The organism is Streptomyces sp. NPDC007945 (genome assembly GCF_042958885.1).
In the GTDB taxonomy this organism is placed as follows: Bacteria; Actinomycetota; Actinomycetes; order Streptomycetales; family Streptomycetaceae; genus Streptomyces.
In genome coordinates, this window is sequence record NZ_JBIBJV010000010.1 from 116,675 (window position 1) to 135,681 (window position 19,007).

General features: G+C 72.9%; 19 protein-coding genes. 14 read left to right on the top strand and 5 right to left on the bottom strand.

Annotated features, from left to right (window positions below):
* Positions 1-63: 63 nt before the first annotated feature.
* Entirely contained in the window at positions 64-1,425 is a 1,362-nt protein-coding gene (locus tag ACFZCF_RS27500; RefSeq protein ID WP_388450267.1) for a cytochrome P450, read from the top strand.
* 10 nt (positions 1,426-1,435) lie between these two features.
* Here ACFZCF_RS27500 and ACFZCF_RS27505 read toward each other — a convergent pair whose 3' ends face one another.
* From ACFZCF_RS27505 to ACFZCF_RS27525, 5 genes are all read right to left on the bottom strand, one after another.
* Positions 1,436-2,647 (bottom strand): helix-turn-helix domain-containing protein, encoded by a 1,212-nt coding sequence (locus tag ACFZCF_RS27505; RefSeq protein WP_391289524.1) that lies wholly within the window; start codon positions 2,645-2,647, stop codon positions 1,436-1,438.
* Between the two features lie 218 nt (positions 2,648-2,865).
* Positions 2,866-3,810 (bottom strand): hypothetical protein, encoded by a 945-nt coding sequence (locus tag ACFZCF_RS27510; RefSeq protein WP_391289526.1) that lies wholly within the window; start codon positions 3,808-3,810, stop codon positions 2,866-2,868.
* Positions 3,811-3,845: 35 nt separating this feature from the next.
* Positions 3,846-5,465 (bottom strand): DUF6801 domain-containing protein, encoded by a 1,620-nt coding sequence (locus ACFZCF_RS27515; RefSeq protein WP_391289528.1) that lies wholly within the window; start codon positions 5,463-5,465, stop codon positions 3,846-3,848.
* 23 nt (positions 5,466-5,488) lie between these two features.
* Complete coding sequence (locus ACFZCF_RS27520; RefSeq protein ID WP_388450259.1) at positions 5,489-5,749, bottom strand: hypothetical protein; 261 nt, start codon at positions 5,747-5,749, stop codon at positions 5,489-5,491.
* Between the two features lie 87 nt (positions 5,750-5,836).
* The gene (locus ACFZCF_RS27525; protein ID WP_388450257.1) at positions 5,837-6,460 is read right to left on the bottom strand and encodes a hypothetical protein; all 624 of its coding nucleotides are present in this window, start codon (positions 6,458-6,460) and stop codon (positions 5,837-5,839) included.
* 615 nt (positions 6,461-7,075) lie between these two features.
* On the opposite strand from ACFZCF_RS27525, the gene ACFZCF_RS27530 reads away from it, so the two are divergent.
* Genes ACFZCF_RS27530 through ACFZCF_RS27590 form a run of 13 tightly spaced genes read left to right on the top strand, consistent with a single transcriptional unit; the run spans position 7,076 to position 19,001 of the window.
* On the top strand, positions 7,076-8,086 hold the full coding sequence (locus tag ACFZCF_RS27530; RefSeq protein WP_388450255.1) for an ABC transporter ATP-binding protein: 1,011 nt from the start codon (positions 7,076-7,078) through the stop codon (positions 8,084-8,086).
* Entirely contained in the window at positions 8,083-8,847 is a 765-nt protein-coding gene (locus ACFZCF_RS27535) for an MlaE family ABC transporter permease (protein ID WP_388450253.1), read from the top strand. The genes ACFZCF_RS27530 and ACFZCF_RS27535 overlap by 4 nt, the downstream gene beginning before the upstream one ends.
* 2 nt (positions 8,848-8,849) lie before the next feature.
* Complete coding sequence (locus tag ACFZCF_RS27540) at positions 8,850-9,656, top strand: MlaE family ABC transporter permease (protein WP_388450251.1); 807 nt, start codon at positions 8,850-8,852, stop codon at positions 9,654-9,656.
* Position 9,657: 1 nt separating this feature from the next.
* A complete protein-coding gene (locus tag ACFZCF_RS27545) occupies positions 9,658-10,911 on the top strand; it encodes an MCE family protein (RefSeq protein WP_388450249.1) in 1,254 nt (417 codons plus the stop codon).
* Entirely contained in the window at positions 10,908-11,966 is a 1,059-nt protein-coding gene (locus ACFZCF_RS27550) for an MCE family protein (protein WP_391289533.1), read from the top strand. Before ACFZCF_RS27545 ends, ACFZCF_RS27550 begins: the two co-directional genes overlap by 4 nt.
* A complete protein-coding gene (locus ACFZCF_RS27555) occupies positions 11,963-13,012 on the top strand; it encodes an MCE family protein (protein ID WP_388450245.1) in 1,050 nt (349 codons plus the stop codon). Before ACFZCF_RS27550 ends, ACFZCF_RS27555 begins: the two co-directional genes overlap by 4 nt.
* On the top strand, positions 13,009-14,049 hold the full coding sequence (locus ACFZCF_RS27560; RefSeq protein WP_388450243.1) for an MCE family protein: 1,041 nt from the start codon (positions 13,009-13,011) through the stop codon (positions 14,047-14,049). The genes ACFZCF_RS27555 and ACFZCF_RS27560 overlap by 4 nt, the downstream gene beginning before the upstream one ends.
* Positions 14,046-15,257 (top strand): MCE family protein, encoded by a 1,212-nt coding sequence (locus ACFZCF_RS27565; RefSeq protein ID WP_391289535.1) that lies wholly within the window; start codon positions 14,046-14,048, stop codon positions 15,255-15,257. Before ACFZCF_RS27560 ends, ACFZCF_RS27565 begins: the two co-directional genes overlap by 4 nt.
* Positions 15,254-16,522 carry an MCE family protein gene (locus tag ACFZCF_RS27570; RefSeq protein ID WP_391289537.1) on the top strand — a complete coding sequence of 423 codons (1,269 nt, stop codon included), beginning with the start codon at positions 15,254-15,256 and terminating at the stop codon, positions 16,520-16,522. Before ACFZCF_RS27565 ends, ACFZCF_RS27570 begins: the two co-directional genes overlap by 4 nt.
* Positions 16,519-17,031 carry a hypothetical protein gene (locus ACFZCF_RS27575; RefSeq protein ID WP_388450237.1) on the top strand — a complete coding sequence of 171 codons (513 nt, stop codon included), beginning with the start codon at positions 16,519-16,521 and terminating at the stop codon, positions 17,029-17,031. Before ACFZCF_RS27570 ends, ACFZCF_RS27575 begins: the two co-directional genes overlap by 4 nt.
* Entirely contained in the window at positions 17,028-17,597 is a 570-nt protein-coding gene (locus ACFZCF_RS27580; RefSeq protein WP_391289539.1) for a hypothetical protein, read from the top strand. The genes ACFZCF_RS27575 and ACFZCF_RS27580 overlap by 4 nt, the downstream gene beginning before the upstream one ends.
* A gap of 26 nt (positions 17,598-17,623) precedes the next feature.
* The gene (locus ACFZCF_RS27585; RefSeq protein WP_388450233.1) at positions 17,624-18,166 is read left to right on the top strand and encodes a hypothetical protein; all 543 of its coding nucleotides are present in this window, start codon (positions 17,624-17,626) and stop codon (positions 18,164-18,166) included.
* Positions 18,167-18,224: 58 nt separating this feature from the next.
* Positions 18,225-19,001 (top strand): hypothetical protein, encoded by a 777-nt coding sequence (locus ACFZCF_RS27590; RefSeq protein ID WP_388450231.1) that lies wholly within the window; start codon positions 18,225-18,227, stop codon positions 18,999-19,001.
* The last annotated feature ends 6 nt before the right edge of the window (positions 19,002-19,007 follow it).

The following is a 19,007-nucleotide window of genomic DNA, read 5'->3' on the forward strand; positions in this document are numbered from 1 at the left end:
CTACCCTTCGGTCACTTGGTGCGGGACAATCCCCTCGGCGCCGCGACCAAGGGGGAACACCACATGGCCACCGAAGCACCCGTCCTCACCGGACTGCCCGTCCTCGGCTCGATGTTCGACCTCAGGAACGACTCGCTCGGCACCTTCATGCGCGCCCGGCGCGAACACGGCGACGTCGTCCGCATCACCGCAGGCCCGCCCGGCGCCCGGGCCGAGGTCTACGCCGTCTTCTCCGCCGAGGGCGCCCAGCAGGTCCTCGCCGGCGAGTCCGCCAACTTCCGCAAGGACAACGCCTTCTACCAGGAGCTCCGCGAGTCCTTCGGCAACGGCCTGCTCACCAGCCAGGACGAGGACTACCTGCGCCAGCGCCGGCTCGTCCAGCCGCTCTTCACCAAGCGCCGCGTCGACGGATACGCCGACGCCATCGCCGCCGAGGTCGCCACCCTCACCGCCGAGTGGGAGACCTCCGGCGCCACCACCGTCGACGTCCTCCACGAGTCCACCCGGCTCGCCCTGCGCGCCGTCGCCCGCATCCTCTTCGGCACCGACGTCGACTCCGCCGTCGAGGTCGTCGAGCGCTGCTTCCCCGGCGTCGGCTCCTACGTGCTCAGCCGCGGCTACGCCCCCGTCAAGGTCCCCCGCGACTGGCCCACCCCCGGCAACCGCCGCGCCGCCGCCCTGCACCGGGCGCTCTACCAGGAGTGCGACCGGATCATCGCGGAGCGCAAGGCCGCCGACCGGGCCGAGGAGGACGGCGACGACCTGCTGTCCCTGCTCGTCCGCGCCGAGTCCGCCGAGGACGGCGCCTTCGACGCCACCGAACTCCGCGAACAGGTCCTCGTCTTCCTGCTCGCCGGCCACGAGACGACCGCCACCTCCCTCGGCTTCGCCCTCCACCTCCTCGCCCGCCACCCGGAGGCCCAGCGGCGCGCCCACGAGGAGGTCGACCGGGTCCTCGGCGACCGCGCCCCCGGCGCGGCCGACCTCGACCGCCTCCCGTACGTCACCCGGGTCCTGAAGGAGGCCATGCGGCTCTTCCCCGCCGCGCCCGTCATCGGCCGCCGGGCCGTCGCCGCCACCACCATCGGCGGCGTCGCCGTCCCGGCCGGCGCCGACGTCGTCGTCGCCCCCTGGGTCACCCACCGGCACCCCGCCTACTGGGAGGACGCCGAGCGCTTCGACCCGGACCGCTTCACCCCCGAGGCGGAGGCCGCCCGCCCCCGCTACGCCTGGTTCCCCTTCGGCGGCGGTCCCCGGGCCTGCATCGGCCAGCACTTCTCGATGCTGGAGTCGGTGATCGCGCTGGCGGCGATCCTCCGGCGCCACGGCTTCGAGGCCGTGGACACCGAGGTGCCGGTCGCCCCCGCGATCACCCTCCAGGCCGCCGGACCGGCCCGCTGCCGGCTCGTCCCCCGGACCGCGTGAGCCCCGCGGGTCAGTCGGCGGACCTCCGGCCGTGGAGGTGGAGCGCGCGCAGCGCCGCCTCCAGGGCGAAGCGGCGCTCGGGGTCCAGGAGCCGGTCGCCGAAGTGGGTGTCGAGGTTCCGCAGCCGGTAGCGGACCGTCTGGGCGTGCACCCCGAGCAGCTCGCCGACCTGCTCGGCCGGGGCCCTGGTGGAGACGTGCACCCGCAGCGTCTCGACGAGGCGCTCGCGGCGAGTGCCCGACAGACCGTCCAGCGGCGCCAGTTCACGCTGCGCCAGCTGGGCCGTCAGCGCCGGGTCGGAGAGCAGCCACAGCGTCGTCAGATGGTCCTCGCACGCCACGACGGGCGCGTCCGCGATGACGCCGTCGTCGACGAGCTGCAGGACCCGCCTCGCCCAGCGCAGCGAGTGGGCGGCCTGCGCCGGCGGCACGGTCAGCCCGAGGACGGCCGGGGTGCCGGCCAGGGCCGCGTCGAGCATCTCCCGGCGCTCGGCGGTCAGCGGCCCCGGCACCAGCAGGTGCGGGTGCGGCAGACTCAGGTCGGCGAGGACGTCCCGGTCGAGCCGGTCGGGCACCACCCCGGCGGCCGGCGGCCGCAGGACGACCAGGGTGCACTCGGCGGGGAGCTGCCAGGACGCCTCCCGGCACAGCTCGGCGACCGCGGCCCGGGGCAGCGGCGGCCCGGCGACGACGAGATGCAGCAGCTTCCTGCGCAGCGCCGCCACGTCGGAGACCGCCCGGGTCCTGACGGAGACGTAGCCCTCGCGGGAGAGGGACTCTAGCTCGTCCACGTACGCGAAGAGGGCGTCCGCGAAGGCGAGGATCAGGGTGGGCGACAGGTTGTAGGTGCGCCCGATGCTCTTGGCGCGCCGCAGGGCGACGCGGGCGCCGAGGCGGTAGGCGCCCAGTAACGAGTCCAGGGCGCGCCCTTCGTACGCCTCCACCCGGCCGAACTGGCGGAGCAGCTCGTCGCGGAGGGTGGAGTCGGTCTCCGGGGTGTCGACCCGGTCCACGAAGGCGGCCAGGGCCTGCTCGACGCCCTGGCGGATGGCGTCGCAGTGGGGGCCGTTGAAGAGGTGCGTGTACACGGGGTAGGCACGCTCGATCTCGAACCCGATCTCCTTGACGAGACCCGGGATCTCCGGTCGCATCAGGGCGGCGAACTCCCGCGGCAGCGGATCGAGCGGCTCACCGAGCTCCGGTGACTGTGCGATGGAGGGCATGGACCGATCCCTTGCTCTGCTACGTGACCGGTGGGGGAGCGGCGCTGCGGCGCCCGGCCGGGTTGGCGGACGCCGCAGGAGCCATCAGGTACGTACCGATGTGGATTCGCCGAAAAGCTAGGACACCTCGTATGTGCTGTACACAACTTGAGCAAGAGTCATGTACGCGAGGCGGTCGTACGGGGCCGAGTCGGCCGGTAATGACTCCTGGGTGGCCGTTAGTTGACGGCCGAGTGCCAGTTGCGGGAGAAGATCTTGCCGGCGTCGGGGGCGAGGACGCCCGGGGCGAACAGACCGGTGAGGTGGGTTCGGGTGTCGTTCAGGAGGAGCTTGTTCTTCCCGGCGGCGGCCGGCAGCCCGGTCTTGAGGTTGACCGCCGCGTCGATGATCCCGAACCAGCCGAGGCCGCAGCCGCTGGCGCCGGGCACGGCGAAGCTGTTGTCGTACTGGGTGGCGCCAAGGAGGTCGAGACGGCTCATCTCGCCTTCCTCGTTGGCGGTGCCGTCGCCGTCGAACCGCTGGACGCCGAACCCGGGTGCCGTGAGGTTCTTGGGGCGCAGCAGGATGGGGTCGGACTTGGAGCCGATGTAGCAGTTGTCGCCGAGGAACGGGTTCTGCAGGCGGATGCGGACCGGGATGGTCACGATCGGCTGGTCGGTGACCACGCCGGCGATCTGGTCGAACTGGGAGGGCGTGCCGACCGACTCCATGGTGGCGGTGATCTTGTTGAGGTTCGCGTCCGACAGCTTCCGGCAGATGTCCGTGATGAACGGGATGTCGCTCGGGCACATCAGCCCCATGAGGCCGCCGGGGACGGTGGCGGAGTCGGCGATGAGCGCGCCTCCGGCCGGGGCGACGACGGAGTTGGTGCCGTCGGCGTTCTGCACGACGCCGATCTGGAGGTTGGTCTTCCCGGTGGGCACCGTGGTGTTGCCGAGCTTGATGGAGCCGCTGAGGGAGTACGACACGACGCACTGCGGCGAGGTGTCGAGTCCGTCCGTGGAGACCATCGCGGTGGCGTCGACGGGACACCGGGTGGACGGCGCCCAGCCGCCGTTGAGCACCGGGGCGGCGGCCGTCGCCGTGCCCATGGAGGCGAAGGCGCCGAGCGCGGTGAGCGCGGAGACGGTGGCGAGCTTGGTGCGGGCGGTGACGAGGGGCATCGCGGGGCCTTTCGGTCGGGGGTGGTGCCCGGGGCTCAGCGCTCGGGCTTGGGGATGACGAGGGGCTGGCGGTCCTCGGTGCACTGGTCCGGAGGCGGCGTCTCGATGCCCACGGAGCAGGTCTGGCCCTGGATCTGCTTGACGTGGTTGTCCGGCCCCGAGATGGCGGCGGTCAGCAGCCGGTCGAGGTCCTCACCGCCCGCGCCGCAGTCCTTGAAGGGCGGGATGGTGACGGTGCCGGTGAGGGGGCCGCCGCCGGTGAGGACGTAGCCCTCGGCGTCGGTCCCGTTGATGAGCTGCCCCTTGCCCACGAGGACGAGGTGGTCTCCGGGGTACGTGGCGGGGTCGGGCTCCGGCGAGGTCAGCGGCTTCTCGGTGCGGCAGTCGGGTCCGACGTCCAGCGGGGTGCCGTTGACCCGGACGTCCAGGACGCGCAGGACCAGGGGGGCCCTGACGTACGTCTCGGCGATGTTGTCGGGGAAGATCAGGAGGACGTCCGAGTCGATGCTCATGGGCCCGGTCTGCTCCAGGACCAGGGTCGCCGTGGTCGGGGTGAAGCCGAAGGTCAGGAAGGTGGCCCGGAAGGGCGGGGTCTGTGCCCGTCCCTGGTAGGAGAGCCTGGCCGTCGACTTGGTGATCAGGTGGGCCCCGTCCTCACGGGGATCGAACTGCGGCTGGCCCTGTTCGATCAGGGCGCACGACACCGGGATGACGTTGGCGCCGTTCAGCTTCCGCACGTTCGAGTAGCCGGTGATGTACGCGGACAGCGACATCGTCGTCGGCTTCTCGGTGACGCAGGGCGGCGCGTCCGGCCGGGGCGCCGGCGTGCCCGGTGGCTCCTCCTCGGCCGTCGCGAGTCCCCTGCCGTCCGGCGGCGGCTCCGCTCCGGGGGGCGTCGGGAGGTCCGGCGTCGCGCGGGTGGCTCCCGGCGCGGTCGGCGGGGCCGGCCGGTCCGTGGGGAGCGACGGGGACGGCGAGGAGGGCGCCGTGGTCGAGGGCGGCGGGGCCGACGGCGTACCGGTCGAGGCGCCGGCACCGACCGGGACCCGGGCGAGCACCGTGCGGCCCTCCGCGTCCGGGGCGGGGACGCACGCCACGGCCAGCGACGGGGGAGCGGTGGCCGCCCCGTCGGCCGCGCTCGGCGCGAGGTCCACGGCGAGCGCCCCGGCGGTGAGGACCAGCTCGCCCGCGGTGCCCGTGGTCAGGGACGGTACGTCGCCGGTCGTGGTGAGGACGAGGGGCCCCTCGGCGGGCACGGCGACGGGCTGCCCCGTGCCGCTCCAGGTGGCCTCCGTGCGCTGCTCGTCCTGCGCCGCGCCGACCGCGAGGCGCCTCTCGGCCCGTACGGTGGCGGCCCGGGGCGTGGTGAGGTCGGCGACGGCCGAGGCCGGGAGCTCGACGGTCGTGGCGACGTCGGCGGGCCGGATCTCCTCGCCCACGGAGGCCCGTTCGGGGAAGGCGGCCGTGATCCGCACCGTCGCCGGCTGGGGCCCCGAGGGCAGGGTGCAGACGTATGGCAGCGCGGCGTCGACCCGCACCGTGCCGACGGCGACGGCGGCCGCGGGGAGCAGCGGGGCGAGCGCCACGAACGCGGCGATCGTCGCCCCGCGCACGCGCGCGCGGGAGAGGCGTGGGGTGGGCCGGGGGCCTGGCATCTGGTGCTCCGCTCGGAGGGGACTCAACGGGTGGTGCCGACGCTCGCCGGGCCGGTGGTGGTGCCGGTCGTCGCGACCCGGCAGCTTCCCTCGAGGCCCGGCCGGGATCCGGCGGCGCGACCGCCGAGGCTCAGGACGACGTCCCGGCCGTTCACCGCGGTGAAGCCGCCGGACGGGGCCACCGTCCGGGCCGCGGAGGGCGCCGCCGTGGCCGGCGGGGCGGCGGGGCCGCGCGCGAGCGGGGCCGTCGCGGTCGCGGCGGGTCTTCCGGGAGGCTTCTGCACGGTGCGGGTCTCCTCGGGCGCGGGGCGCGGACAGGCCCGCGTCCGCCCGGCCGGGGGCCGGCCGGACGGACGCGGAGCCCTGGTGCCTTACGGGTTGGAGCCGACGATCGTCGGGATCGCCGTGCCCACCTTGAAGAGGTACGTGCCCTTGAAGGTCGGCTTGGCGCCGAGCGGGACCGCCGAGCCGCAGCCGGCCGACTCGACGACGGTGAGCTCGCCGGCGAGGCTGTTGACGGCGAGCGCGCCCGTCGAGTTGGTGTACGAGGCGGACGCCTTGCCCGTGACGCGGAAGACACAGGCTCCGACGGTCACCTTGGCGTTGACGTTGCCGACGTACCCCTTGGTGACGCCCGCGGTGTAGTCCTGCGCGACGATCGTCCACGGGGTGGTCGGGACCGTGGTCACCGGGCCCAGGACGCTGGTGCAGGGCGCGCCGGAGGCGCCGAAGGCGATGGAGTTGATCTTGCCGACGGTGGCCGGGTTGCCGGTGGTGCTCGCGCCGGTGCCCGCGCCGTTCGACTTCGTACACGTCATCGCGATGCCGTTGACGCTGAGGACGATGTTCCCGCTGTTGACGGCGGTGATGTTGGCCGGGTTGGGGCTGACGGTCCAGACCGTCGAGGCCGCCGCGGTGGCGGGGCTGAGGGTGAGGGCGAACGCGGCCGACGCGGCTCCCGCGACCACGGCGATGTTTCTGATCGGCTTCTTCATGACTCTGGGACTCTCCTTGGGGATTGACCGGCAGAGGGTGCTTCGTGGGGGTGCTGCGGTGGAAGCGGAGAGGCCGACGGCCCGACGCTTTCCCTGCCGCGAAACGAGACGTTACTTGCGGGAAACTTAGCCGAACAATGGCATGAACCATGATTCTTTGAACTTGTTGTATTGCCTGTCAAGAGGGTGAGCGGTGGCGGGAATCCGCTTGGTTCCGGAGTGCGCAATGTCGACAATTCTGATCGATCATGCAAGGTCGGACGGGCTTCCCCGGTCCCCGTACCGCACATTTCTCCAGCCGGTGACAAGTCGCCGTCCCGAATTGTCTCGCGCCTGATAAAAAGCCCCGGTCGGGTGCCTGTTCCGCGAAAACTCCGGATCCGGTATTGCCCCGCGAGGTTACTCGGCCGTAGCGTTCCCGGGAGCCGACGCCCAGTCGCAGGTCGGCGCCCTCATCTGTCGCCCAGGAGACAAGTTCGGGAGACCGCCTTGTCTCCGCGGTGACAAACGCGGAAGCGGATCAATGAGTTTGCGCCACAGCTATTGTCCGGGTGATCCGGAACGGCCTACCGTGCGCCCGCGGCGCACGCGTCACGCACGCCTGCTGGAGGTGGTATGGGAATCGAAGTAGCCGTCGAGGGGCTGACCATGTCCTTCGGCAAGCAGAACATCTGGCAGGACGTTTCGCTGACGTTGCCGGCCGGAGAGGTGAGCGTCATGCTCGGCCCCTCCGGAACCGGGAAGACGGTCTTCCTGAAATCGCTCATCGGACTGCTCAAACCCCAGCGGGGCCGCGTCCTCATCAACGGCGTCGACATGGTCGGCGGCCGGGAGCGGGACATCTACGAGACCCGGAAGCTCTTCGGCCTCATGTTCCAGGACGGCGCCCTGTTCGGCTCCATGACGCTCTTCGACAACATCGCCTTCCCGCTGCGCGAGCACACCCGCAAGCGGGAGTCCGAGATCCGGCGCGTCGTCATGGAACGCATCGAACTCGTCGGCCTGCTCGGCGCCGAGGGCAAGCTGCCGGGCGAGATCAGCGGCGGCATGCGCAAGCGGGCCGGCCTGGCCCGCGCACTCGTCCTCGACCCGCAGATCGTGCTCTGCGACGAACCCGACTCCGGCCTGGACCCGGTGCGCACCGCGTACCTCTCCCAGCTGCTGATCGACCTCAACGCGCGGATCGACGCGACGATGCTGATCGTCACCCACAACCTGGACATCGCCGCCACCGTCCCCGACAACATGGGGATGTTCTTCCGGCGGAACCTCGTCACCTTCGGACCGCGCGAAGTCCTCCTCACCAGCGACGAACCGGTCGTGACCCAGTTCCTCGCCGGCCGCCGCGAGGGCCCCATCGGCATGTCCGAGGAGAAGGACGCCGCCGCCCTCGCCGCCGAGGCCGGCAGCGCCGCGGGCCGCCCCGACGTCCCCCGCGTCATCGTCCCGCAACTGGAGCCCTCACCGGGACTGCCGCCGCGCGCCGCCGTGGTACGCCGCCGGGAGCGGGTCCTCGGCATGCTGGACACCCTGCCGCCCGCCGCCCGCGCCGCCATCGAGGACACCTACGCGCGGCAGGCCGCCACGCGGACCGTGCCGATGCCGACCCCCGGGAGCGGCGCGTGATCGGCGGGGCGCTGCGGCAGACCGGCCGCCTCTTCGCGCTCGCCGCCGAGGTGAGCCGGGCCGTCTTCCGCAGGCCCTTCCAGTTCCGGGAGTTCATCGAGCAGTTCTGGTTCGTCGCCGGCGTCACCATCCTGCCGGCCGCGCTCGTCTCCATCCCGTTCGGCGCCGTGATCGCCCTCCAGGTCGGCTCGCTCACCCAGCAGCTCGGCGCCCAGTCCTTCACCGGCGGGGCCTCCGTCCTCGCCGTCATCCAGCAGGCCAGCCCGCTCATCGTCGCCCTCCTCATCGCCGGCGCGGCGGGCTCCGCGATCTGCGCCGACCTGGGCTCCCGGAAGATCCGCGAGGAGCTCGACGCGATGGAGGTCATGGGCGTCTCGCCGGTCCAGCGGCTCGTCGTCCCGCGCGTCCTCGCCACCATGGCCGTCGCCGTCCTCCTCAACGGCATGGTCTCCGTGGTCGGCACCCTCGGCGGCTACTTCTTCAACATCGTCCTCCAGGGCGGCACCCCCGGCGCGTACCTCGCCAGCTTCTCCGCCCTCGCCCAGCTGCCCGACCTCTACATCAGCGAACTCAAGGCGCTGGTCTTCGGGTTCATCGCGGGCATCGTGGCCTCCTACCGGGGACTCAACCCGCGCGGCGGACCCAAGGGCGTCGGCGACGCCGTCAACCAGGCCGTCGTCATCACCTTCCTGCTCCTGTTCTTCGTCAACATGGTGCTGACGGGCATCTACCTCCAGATCGTCCCGCCGAAGGGAGGCTGACGGTGGCCTCGCCTCTCGGCTGGCTCGACCGCTCGGGCGACCAGCTCCTCTTCTACGTCAAGGCCCTGCTCTGGGTCCCCCGCACCCTGCGCCGCTACCTCAGGGAGGTGCAGCGGCTGCTCGCCGAGGTCGCCTTCGGCTCCGGCGGCCTCGGGGTCGTCGGCGGCACCATCGGCGTGATGGTCGCCATGACCCTCTTCACCGGCACGGTCGTCGGACTCCAGGGCCACGCGGCCCTCGAACAGATCGGCACCGCCGCGTTCACCGGCTTCGTCTCCGCGTACTTCAACACCCGCGAGATCGCGCCGCTCGTCGCCGGTCTCGCCCTCTCCGCGACCGTGGGAGCGGGCTTCACCGCCCAGCTCGGCGCCATGCGCATCAACGAGGAGGTCGACGCCCTCGAAGGCATGGGCGTCCGCTCCATGCCCTACCTGGTCACCACCCGCATCATCGCGGGCGTCGTCGCCATCGTCCCGCTCTACGCGGTCGGCCTGGTCTCCTCCTACCTGGCCTCCCGGACCGTCACGGTCCTCTTCAACGGCCAGTCCCAGGGCACGTACGACCACTACTTCAACCTGTTCCTCTCGCCGACCGACGTCCTGCTCTCCATGCTCAAGGTGCTGATCTTCAGCGTGATGGTGATCCTCGCCCACTGCTACCACGGCTTCCGCGCCTCCGGCGGCCCCGCCGGCGTCGGCATCGCCGTCGGCCGCTCCGTCCGCAACGCCATCGTGCTGATCAGCGTCACCGACTTCTTCCTGTCGCTGGCCCTCTGGGGCGCGACCACGACCGTGAAGGTGGCGGGGTGACATGAACGCTCCACGAGGCCAGACCCTGCGCCGCCGCTCCGCCGGTGTCGTCTTCCTGCTGGTCCCCGCGCTGCTCGCGTGGCTGGCGGTCGCCGTCTACGACAAGAGGTTCACCGCCTCCGACCCGGTCACCGTCGAGACCGGCAGCGTCGGCAACGAGATGCACCTCGGCGCCGAGGTGAAGCTCCGCGGCGTCGTCGTCGGCGAGGTCCGGGCCATCGACACCACCGACACCGGCGCCCGCCTCACCCTCGCCATGAAGCCCGGAGCCCTCGACCACGTCCCCTCCGACGTCCGCGCGCAGATGCTGCCGACCACCCTCTTCGGCGAGCGGTTCGTCGCCCTCGTCCCGCCCGCGAACCCCTCGCCGCGGCCGCTCGGCCCCGGCGGCGTCATCCCCGAGGACCGCTCCGGCAACGCCATCGAACTCCAGCAGGTCCTCGACGACCTGATGCCCCTGCTCACCGCCGTCCAGCCGCAGAAGCTCTCCGCCACCCTGTCGGCCGTCTCCCAGGCCCTCGAAGGCCGCGGCGAGAAGCTCGGCGACACCCTCGCCCGGCTCGACGCCCACCTGAAGAGGTTCAACCCCCAGCTGCCCGCCCTCACCCGGGACCTCAAGGAACTCGTGAAGGTCAGCCACCTCTACGCGGACGCCGCCCCGGACATCCTCACCGCGCTCACCGACTTCACCACCACCAGCGGCACCCTCGCCGAGCAGGAGGCCGCCCTCGCCGGCACCTTCGGCGCCACCACCCGCACCGCCCAGGACCTCACCGCCTTCCTGCGGAAGAACAAGGACACCGTCATCCGGCTCAGCGCCACCAGCCGGCCCACCCTGGAGCTGCTCTCCGAGTACTCCTCGTCCTTCCCCTGCACCCTGGGCACCCTCGCCCGGTTCGTCCCCGCCATGGACAAGGCGCTCGGCAAGGGCACCGACCGGCCGGGACTGCACGTCGAGGTCACCGCCGTCCCCTCCAGGGGCGCCTACGTCCCCGGCCGCGACACCCCCCGGTACGGCTCCGGCGGCGGCCCCCGCTGCCACCCGGTGCCCTACCTCGGCGTCCCCGTCGCGCCCGCCGCCCGCGCCTCGGCGGCGGCCGACCAGGACCTGGGCCCCGCCAACTCCCCGCAGGAGAACGACCTCGTCACCGAACTCCTCGCCCCCGCCGCCGGCAAGCACCCCGGCGAACTGCCGGAGTGGAGCAGCCTGCTCGCCGGCCCGGCCTTCCGCGGAACGGAGGTGACCCTGCGATGAAGGCGAAGGAAGCGGCGTACTCACGCCGCCGCGGCCTCACCGGCACGGTCCTCAAGTCCCTGGCGTTCGTCCTCGTCACGGCGGTGGCCACCACCGTCCTCGGCTTCAGCATCGCCGACACCGGCGTCGGCTCCGCCACCCACGCCTACAAGGCGCTCTTCACCGACGTCACCGGCCTCGTCGCCGGCGACTCGGTGCGCGTCGCGGGCGTGAAGGTCGGCGAGGTCACCGACGTCCGCGTCGTCGACCGGCGCCTCGCCCAGGTCACCTTCGAGGTCCGCGAGGACCGCCCGCTGCCCCGCTCCGCGACCGCCGGCATCAAGTACCTCGACATGGTCGGCCAGCGGTACGTCTCCCTCGGCCGCGGCAGCGGCGAGCTCACCGGCACCCTCGGCGACGGCGAGACCATCCCGCTCGACCGCACCACCCCCGCCCTCGACCTCACCCTCCTCTTCAACGGCTTCAAACCGCTCTTCGAAGGCCTCTCGCCCGCCGACGTCAACGACCTCGCCGGCTCCCTCGTCCAGGTCCTCCAGGGCGAGAGCGGCACCGTCGACAGCCTGCTGCGCCACATCGGCTCCCTCACCACCACGGTGGCCGCCAAGGACAAGGTCGTCGGCGAGGTCGTCACCCACCTCAACACCGTCCTCACCACCCTCAACGACCGCGAGGCCGGCTTCGAGGACCTCGTCGTCACCCTCCAGAAACTCGTCACCGGCTTCAACACCGACCGCAAGCCCCTCGGCGAGGCCGTCCGGGCCATGGGCGACCTCACCGCCACGACCGCCGGACTCCTCCACGACGGGCGCGCCCCGCTCAAGAAGGACATCCGCGAACTCGGCAGGCTCTCCACCACCCTCGGCGACCACACCCCGAGCATCGAGCGGTTCCTGGAGCGCACCCCCGGCAAACTGACGGCCCTGGCCCGCCTCTCCTCCTACGGTTCCTGGTTCAACCTCTACCTCTGCGAGGCGCGCGTGAGCGGCGTCACCACCTCCGACGGCTCCAAGCCGCCCACCGGCATCGCCGTCACCGAACCGAGGTGCCGCGGATGAGCCTCTTCGGCCGGATCAGACCGATGAAGGAACGCAACCCCGTCGGGGTCGCCGTCGTCGGACTCGTCCTCCTCGGCCTCCTCGCCACCCTCGCCTACAACGTCGACCGGCTGCCGCTCGTCGGCGACGACACCACCTACAGCGCCGACTTCTCCGAGGCCGCCGGGCTCGACGCCGGGGACGAGGTCCGCGTCGCCGGCGTGAAGGTCGGCGAGGTCACCGGCGTCGCCCTCGACGGCCCCAAGGTCAAGGTGACCTTCGAGGTCGGCGACGCCTGGGTCGGCGACCGGTCCACCGCCGCCATCGCCATCAAGACCCTCCTCGGCGAGAAGTACCTCGCCCTCGACCCGCTCGGCTCCGCCCCCCAGGACCCCGGGACCCGCATCCCGCTCTCCCGCACCACGTCCCCGTACGACGTCACCCAGGCCTTCCAGGACCTCAGCGGCACCATCGACGACGTCGACACCGGCAAGCTCGCCGAGAGCTTCCGCACCATCTCCGACACCTTCAAGGACTCCCCGCCGCACGTGCGCAGCGCCGCCGACGGCCTCTCCCGGCTCTCCCTGACCGTCTCCAAGCGGGACACCGAACTCGCCCGCCTCCTGGAGAACAGCGCCACCTTCACCCGGACCCTCAAGGACAAGAAGTCCAGCTTCGAGGTGCTCCTGGAGGACGGCGGCTCCCTCCTCGGCGAGCTCCAGAAGCGCCGCGACGCCGTCCGCGCCCTCCTCAAGGGCAGCCGCGCCCTCGGCACCGAACTGAGCGGCCTCGTCGGCGACAACGACAAACAGCTCGGCCCCACCCTGAAGGCCCTCGGCCGCGTCACCGACGTCCTGGAGAAGAACAGCGGACAGCTCGACAAGACGCTCGCGCTCGTCGGCCCGTACTACCGGCTCGTCGGCAACACCCTCGGCAACGGCCGCTGGTTCGACAGCTACCTCTGCGGAGTGGTCCCCCGGAACTACCTGCCCGAGGGCTCGCAGCCCACGACCGGATGCATGCCGCCGAAGCAGCAGGCCACGGCGAAGGGGAACGGCACACGATGAGCAGCACCAGGAAACCCCTCGTCACCGGGCTCGCCCTCGCGGTCCTCGCCGCCTGCGGCCTCGCCACCGTCCGCGCCCTCGACGAGGACGGCATCCGCGTCACCGCCTGGTTCGACCGCGCGATCGGCGTCTACGCCGGCTCCGACCTGCGCGTCCTCGGCGTCCGCGTCGGCGAGGTCGAGTCCGTCGAACCCCAGGGCACCCGGGTCCGCGTCGCCCTCCGCCTCGACGAAGGCGTCCGCGTCCCCGCCGACGCCCGCGCCCTCGTCGTCGCCCCCAGCATCGTCGCCGACCGGTACGTCCAGCTCAGCCCCGCCTACAGCGGCGGCCCCGCCCTCGGCGACGGCGCCGAACTCCCCGCCTCCCGCAACCGCACCCCGATCGAGATCGACCAGCTGTACGCCTCCATCACCGACCTCGGCGAGGCGCTGGGCCCCGAGGGCGCCAACGCCGCCGGAGCCCTCACCGAACTGCTCGACACCGGGGCGAAGAACCTCAAGGGCAACGGCGCCGCCATCGGCACCTCCATCGACCGCTTCGGGAAGGCCGCCAAGACCCTCGACGGCAGCAGCGAGGACCTCTTCGCGAGCCTCGGCCGGCTCCAGACCTTCACCACCATGCTCAAGGAGAAGGACACCGAGGTCCGCACCGCCCAGGAACGCCTCGACGAGGTCGTCGGCTACTTCGCCGAGAACAAGGACGACCTCGCCGGCGCCCTGAAGGAACTCGGCAGGGCCCTCGCCCAGGTGAAGACCTTCATCAAGGACAACCGCGGCGAACTCAAGAAGAACGTCGACCGGCTCGTCCCCCTCACCCGGACCCTCGTCGACCAGCGCGCCTCCCTCGCCGAGGCCCTCGACGTCGCCCCGCTCGCCGCCGGCAACCTCGTCAACGCCTACGACCCGGCCACCCGCACCATCGACGGCCGCGCCAACCTCAACGAGATCAGCATGGGCGGACCGCCGCTCCCGCTGCCGGTCGCCGGAGGCTCCGCGACCGGCCCCACGCCCACCACCCCCGCAGAGGAGGACCGGTGAGACGCCCCCGTCTGCCCTCGGCCAGGGCCGCCGGCGCCGGAGCCGCCGGCGCCGTCGCGCTCGGCCTCGGCCTGGCCCTCGCCGTCGGCGCGCTCCCCACCCCGTCCGTACGCTTCGACGGCATCCAGGACCTGCCGCTGCCCGGCGGCGCCGACCTCGGCGACCACCCCTACACGGTCACCGCCGAGATCGCCGACGTCCTCAGCCTGGTGCCGCAGTCCGCGGTCAAGGTCAACGACGTGGCCGTCGGCCGCGTCACCGCCATCGAACTCGACCCGGGCACCTGGACCGCCCGCGTCACCCTGAAGATCAACGGAGACGTCCGGCTGCCCGCCGACTCCGGCGCCCGCGTCGAGCAGTCCAGCCTCCTCGGCGAGAAGTACGTCCAGCTCGTCGCCCCGGCCGCGGCCGCGCCGCGCGGCGGGGTGCGGCCGGCCGCCGCCCGCCGGGAGACCGGCGCCCGGCTCACCGACGGCAGCGTCATCCCGCTCGCCCGCACCAGCCGCAACACCGAGGTCGAGGAGGTGTTCGGCGCCCTCTCCCTCCTGCTCAACGGCGGTGGGATCAACCAGCTCAAGACCATCACCCGCGAACTGAACGCGGCGCTCGGCGGACGCGAACCCCAGGTCAGGTCGATGCTGCGGCGTGTCGACACCCTGGTCACCACCCTCGACGCGCACCGCGGCGACATCACCCGCGCCCTCGACGGCCTCAACCGGCTCTCCACCACCCTCGCCGGCCGCAAGAAGGACGTGGGCACGGTCCTCACCGACCTCTCGCCCGGACTGAAGACCCTGGAGAACCAGCGGGGTTCCCTCCTCACCATGCTCCGCGCCCTGGACACCCTCTCCGGAGTCGCCGTCTCCACCGTCGAGGCGAGTAAGAAGGACATGATCGCCGACCTCAAGGCCCTCGCCCCCACCCTGACCGCCCTCGCCGACGCGGGCGCCGACCTCCCGGACTCGCTCCAGGTTTTGCTCACGTACCCCTTCACCGACGAGGTCATGAAGGGCGTCAAGGGCGACTACCTCAACACCTACCTCCACCTCGCCGCCGCCCCCGGCACCGAGGTGATCCCGCCCCTCGTGCCGAAGGCCGACCCGACGCCCACCCCGAGCCCCACCCCCACCCCGACCGACCCGCTGCCCCTGCCGGCCCTCACGCCGAACCAGGCGAACGAACCGAAGGACGGAGGCGCACGCCGGTGATCACCCGTGCCGTACGGCTGAAGAACCTCGCCTTCCTCGTCATCGCCGTCACCGTCCTCGCCTTCGTCGGCGTCCGCTACGCCGACCTCGGCCACTTCGCCGGAGTCGCCGACCACTACACCGTCCGGGTCCACCTCGCCCGCACCGGCGGCCTGTTCACCCACTCCGACGTCACCTACCGGGGCGTCTCCGTGGGCCGCGTCGGCGCCCTCGACCTCACCGCCGACGGCGTCGTCGCCGAGCTCCGCATCAAGAAGTCGGCGCCCAGGATCCCCGCCGACGCGCAGGCCGTCGTCGCCGGGCTCTCCGCCGTCGGCGAGCAGTACATCGACCTGCGTCCCGAGAGCGACGGCGGCCCCTTCCTCGCCGACGGCGCCCGCATCGAACAGTCCGACACCCAGGTGCCCGCCCCCGTCACCGACGTCCTCGGCAGCATGAACGCGCTCACCCGCTCCGTCCCCCTGGACTCGCTGCGCACGGTCGTCGACGAACTCGGCAAGGCCTTCGAGGGCCACGGCGACGACCTCCAGGTCCTCCTCGACAGCGGAAGCGCCTTCGTCGAGGCCGCCGACCGCTCCCTCCCGGCCACCACCCGCCTCATCCGGGACGGCGAGGTCGTCCTGCGCACCCAGGCCGACGAGAGCCGCGCCATTCGGGACTTCGCCACCGGGGCCCGCGAACTCGCCGCCACCCTCAAGGGCTCCGACGCCGACCTGCGCCGGCTCCTCACCGTCACCCCCGACGCGGCGGGCCAGGTCAGCGGCCTCCTCGACGACCTCGACCCGAGTCTGAGCGTCGTCCTCGCCAACCTCCTCACCACCTCCGAACTCGCCCTCACCCGGCAGCGCGGCATCGAGGAACTCCTCGTGAAGTACCCGGCCGCCGTCTCCGCCGGCGCCACCGTCATCGACGACGGCCGCCTGAACATCGGCCTGGCCGTCACCTTCTTCAAGCCGCTGCCCTGCACCTCCGGCTACGGCGGTACGCGCTACCGCAACGGTCTGGACCTCGGCACCGCGCCGGCCCTCAACACCGGCGCCGCCTGCACCAGTCCCGCCGCCTCCGGGACCAACGTCCGCGGCTCCGCCCACGCGCCCAAGGGCGACGCCGCCCCCGCCCCGGCGCGGGTCCCCGGCTCGCTCCTCCGGCTCCCCGACCGGGCCGTGGGCGAACGGCCGCTGCCCGGCGCCCTGGCCCTGCCGGGCCAGACCGGCGGCCCGACCGACCTGGCCGGACTCCTCGGCGTGCCCGGGAGCGCCCGATGAGGCGGGGCCGACTGCTCGCCGCAGGCGCGCTCACCCTCGCCGCGGGCTTCTGCGCCACCGGCGCCTGGACCTACACCGAGGCCCGCACCGACCAGGAGCTCGCCTACGGCCGCGAACGGGACGCCGCGCTCGCCGAGGGCCGGCAGCGCCTGACCGTCCTCCACACCCTCGACGCCACCACCCGCGAGCGCGCCGCCGCGGGCATCGAGGCCTGGCGCGACGCCTCCACCGGCCCCCTCCGCGGCGAACTGGCCCGCACCGAGCCCACGGTGGGGCCCTCGGCCCGCGCCACCGTCACCGAGGCCGCCCTCACCGCACTCGACACCCGGGCGGGCACGGCGAAGCTCATCGCGACCGTACGGGTCGACGTCACGCCCCGGTCCGGCGCGGCCACCAGCGACCGCAAGCGCCTGGAGGCCGTCCTGACCCGCACCGGCGCGTCCACCTGGCGGGTGTCGGCGCTCAGCGCCGTCCCCGTCGCCGGAACCGAGGAGGCCACCCCCGAATGACCGCGACACGGACGGCCCCGGAGACGGAGCCCGCCGCCACCGAGGAAGCCGCGCCCGAGCCCCGCGCCTCCCGGTGGCGCACGGCCGCCCTGGCCACCGCGCTGACCGTGCTCCTCCTCGGCGGCGGCGCCTTCTTCCACGGCGCCCACCAGCTCCGTACCACCCCCTCGGCCAGGAACCAGGCCCTCACCGACGCCGCCGCCACCACCCGCGTCGGCGGCGACGTCGGCGAGGGGCTCGCCCGGATCTTCTCCTACACGCCGACCAGTTCGGACGCCGCCGAACGCAGCGCGGCGACGGTCCTCGCCGGCCGCGCCGCCCGCCAGTACACCGAGCTCTTCGCCCAGGTCCGCGAGAGCCTCGTCGAGCAGCGCATCACCCTCTCCACCCAGGCCGTCCGCACCGGCGTGATCGAACTCGACGGGGACGGCGCCCGCCTCCTCGTCTTCCTCGACCAGGTCTCCCGGCGGGACAAGGGCGCCGCCACCACCGCGGCCGCCCAGCTCACCGTCACCGCCCGGTTCCAGGACGACCGCTGGGTCATCACCGACATCAGGACCCGCTGACGATGAGCGGGAGACGGGAGCACCCCATGACACGCGCCGTCCGCACCCGGGCCGGCGCCCGGCCGGCCCTGGCCGCGGCCCTCGTCCTGACCCTGGTCGCGGGCGGCTTCGCGGCCTGGACCGGCCAGGCCTGGTACGCCGCCGCCCACGACGACTCCGCCGCGTACGCCGCCGAACGCGACCGGGCGCTCGCCGCGGGGGAGCAGGCCGTGCAGAACCTCAACACGCTCGACCACCGGCGGACGGACCGCGGGCTCGACCTCTGGGAGTCGTCCACGACGGGCGAACTCCACCGACAACTCGTCGACGGGCGCGCGGAGTTCGAAGGACAGGTGAAGGCGGCGAAGACGGTGACGACGGCCCGGGTGCTCGCCGGGGCCGTCACGGAGCTCGACGACCGCGCCGGACGCGCCCGGCTGCTCGTGGCCCTGCGCGTCACCGTCACCACGCCGGACCGCAAGAGCACCGACAAGGACAGCCGCATGCTCGGCGAACTCACCCGCACCGACGGGCAGTGGAAGCTCAGCGGACTGGGGCAGGCCCCCGTCGGCGGCACCGCGACCGGCTGACCGGGACAGGGCCCGGGCCGCACCGCGAGAGCCGCCAGCACCCGAAAGGAACCGCACCATGCCGACGCCCCGCCACCACCTCAACCGCGAGCGCCGTCGCCAGGCCCGCGCCGACCAGCCGGGCACCGACCCCCGGGGCCCCGTGGGCCTCCTGACCGAGCCCGCACCGGCGACGCGACGGCGAACGGCGGCGAAGCCCGTACAAGAACAACAGAACGAGAAGACGGACGCGAAGACGAGCCGGAAGACGCGCGGGCAGGTCGGGGAGAAGCGCAAGGGGAGGAGCGAGGCGGCGGCGGGTACGCGGCACCGCGCCCCCCTCCTCGTCCTCTGCGCCCTGACGCTCCTGCTCGGCGGCTTCGCGGGCTGGGCGCACAGCAGGGCCGGCGAGCTGCGCGACGACCCGGCCCGGGCCAACACGGCCCTCACCGACCCGGCGCGGACCAGCGAGATCAAGGGCCGGACGGCCGAGGCCGTCGCCGCCCTCTTCTCCTACGACCACACCGACGCGGCCGCCTTCGACCGGGCCGCGAAGACCTTCCTCACCGGCAAGGCCGTCGAGCAGCACCGCACCCTCTTCGCCGGGGTGCTCGCGCAGGCCGCCGAGCAGAAGTCGGTCATCACCACGACCGTCACCGACAGCGCGGTCGAGCGGATCGACGGCGACCGCGCCCGCGTCCTCGTCTACGCCGACCAGAGCAGCGTCAGCACGGCCGGGACGCCGAAGAAGAAGGCCCAGGACCAAGGCGTCTACGCGGGCGCCATGTTCGCCGTGGACGTCGTGCTGCGCGACGGGAGCTGGCTGGTCGAGGGTATCGACACCTTCGGCCGCTGAGCGGTC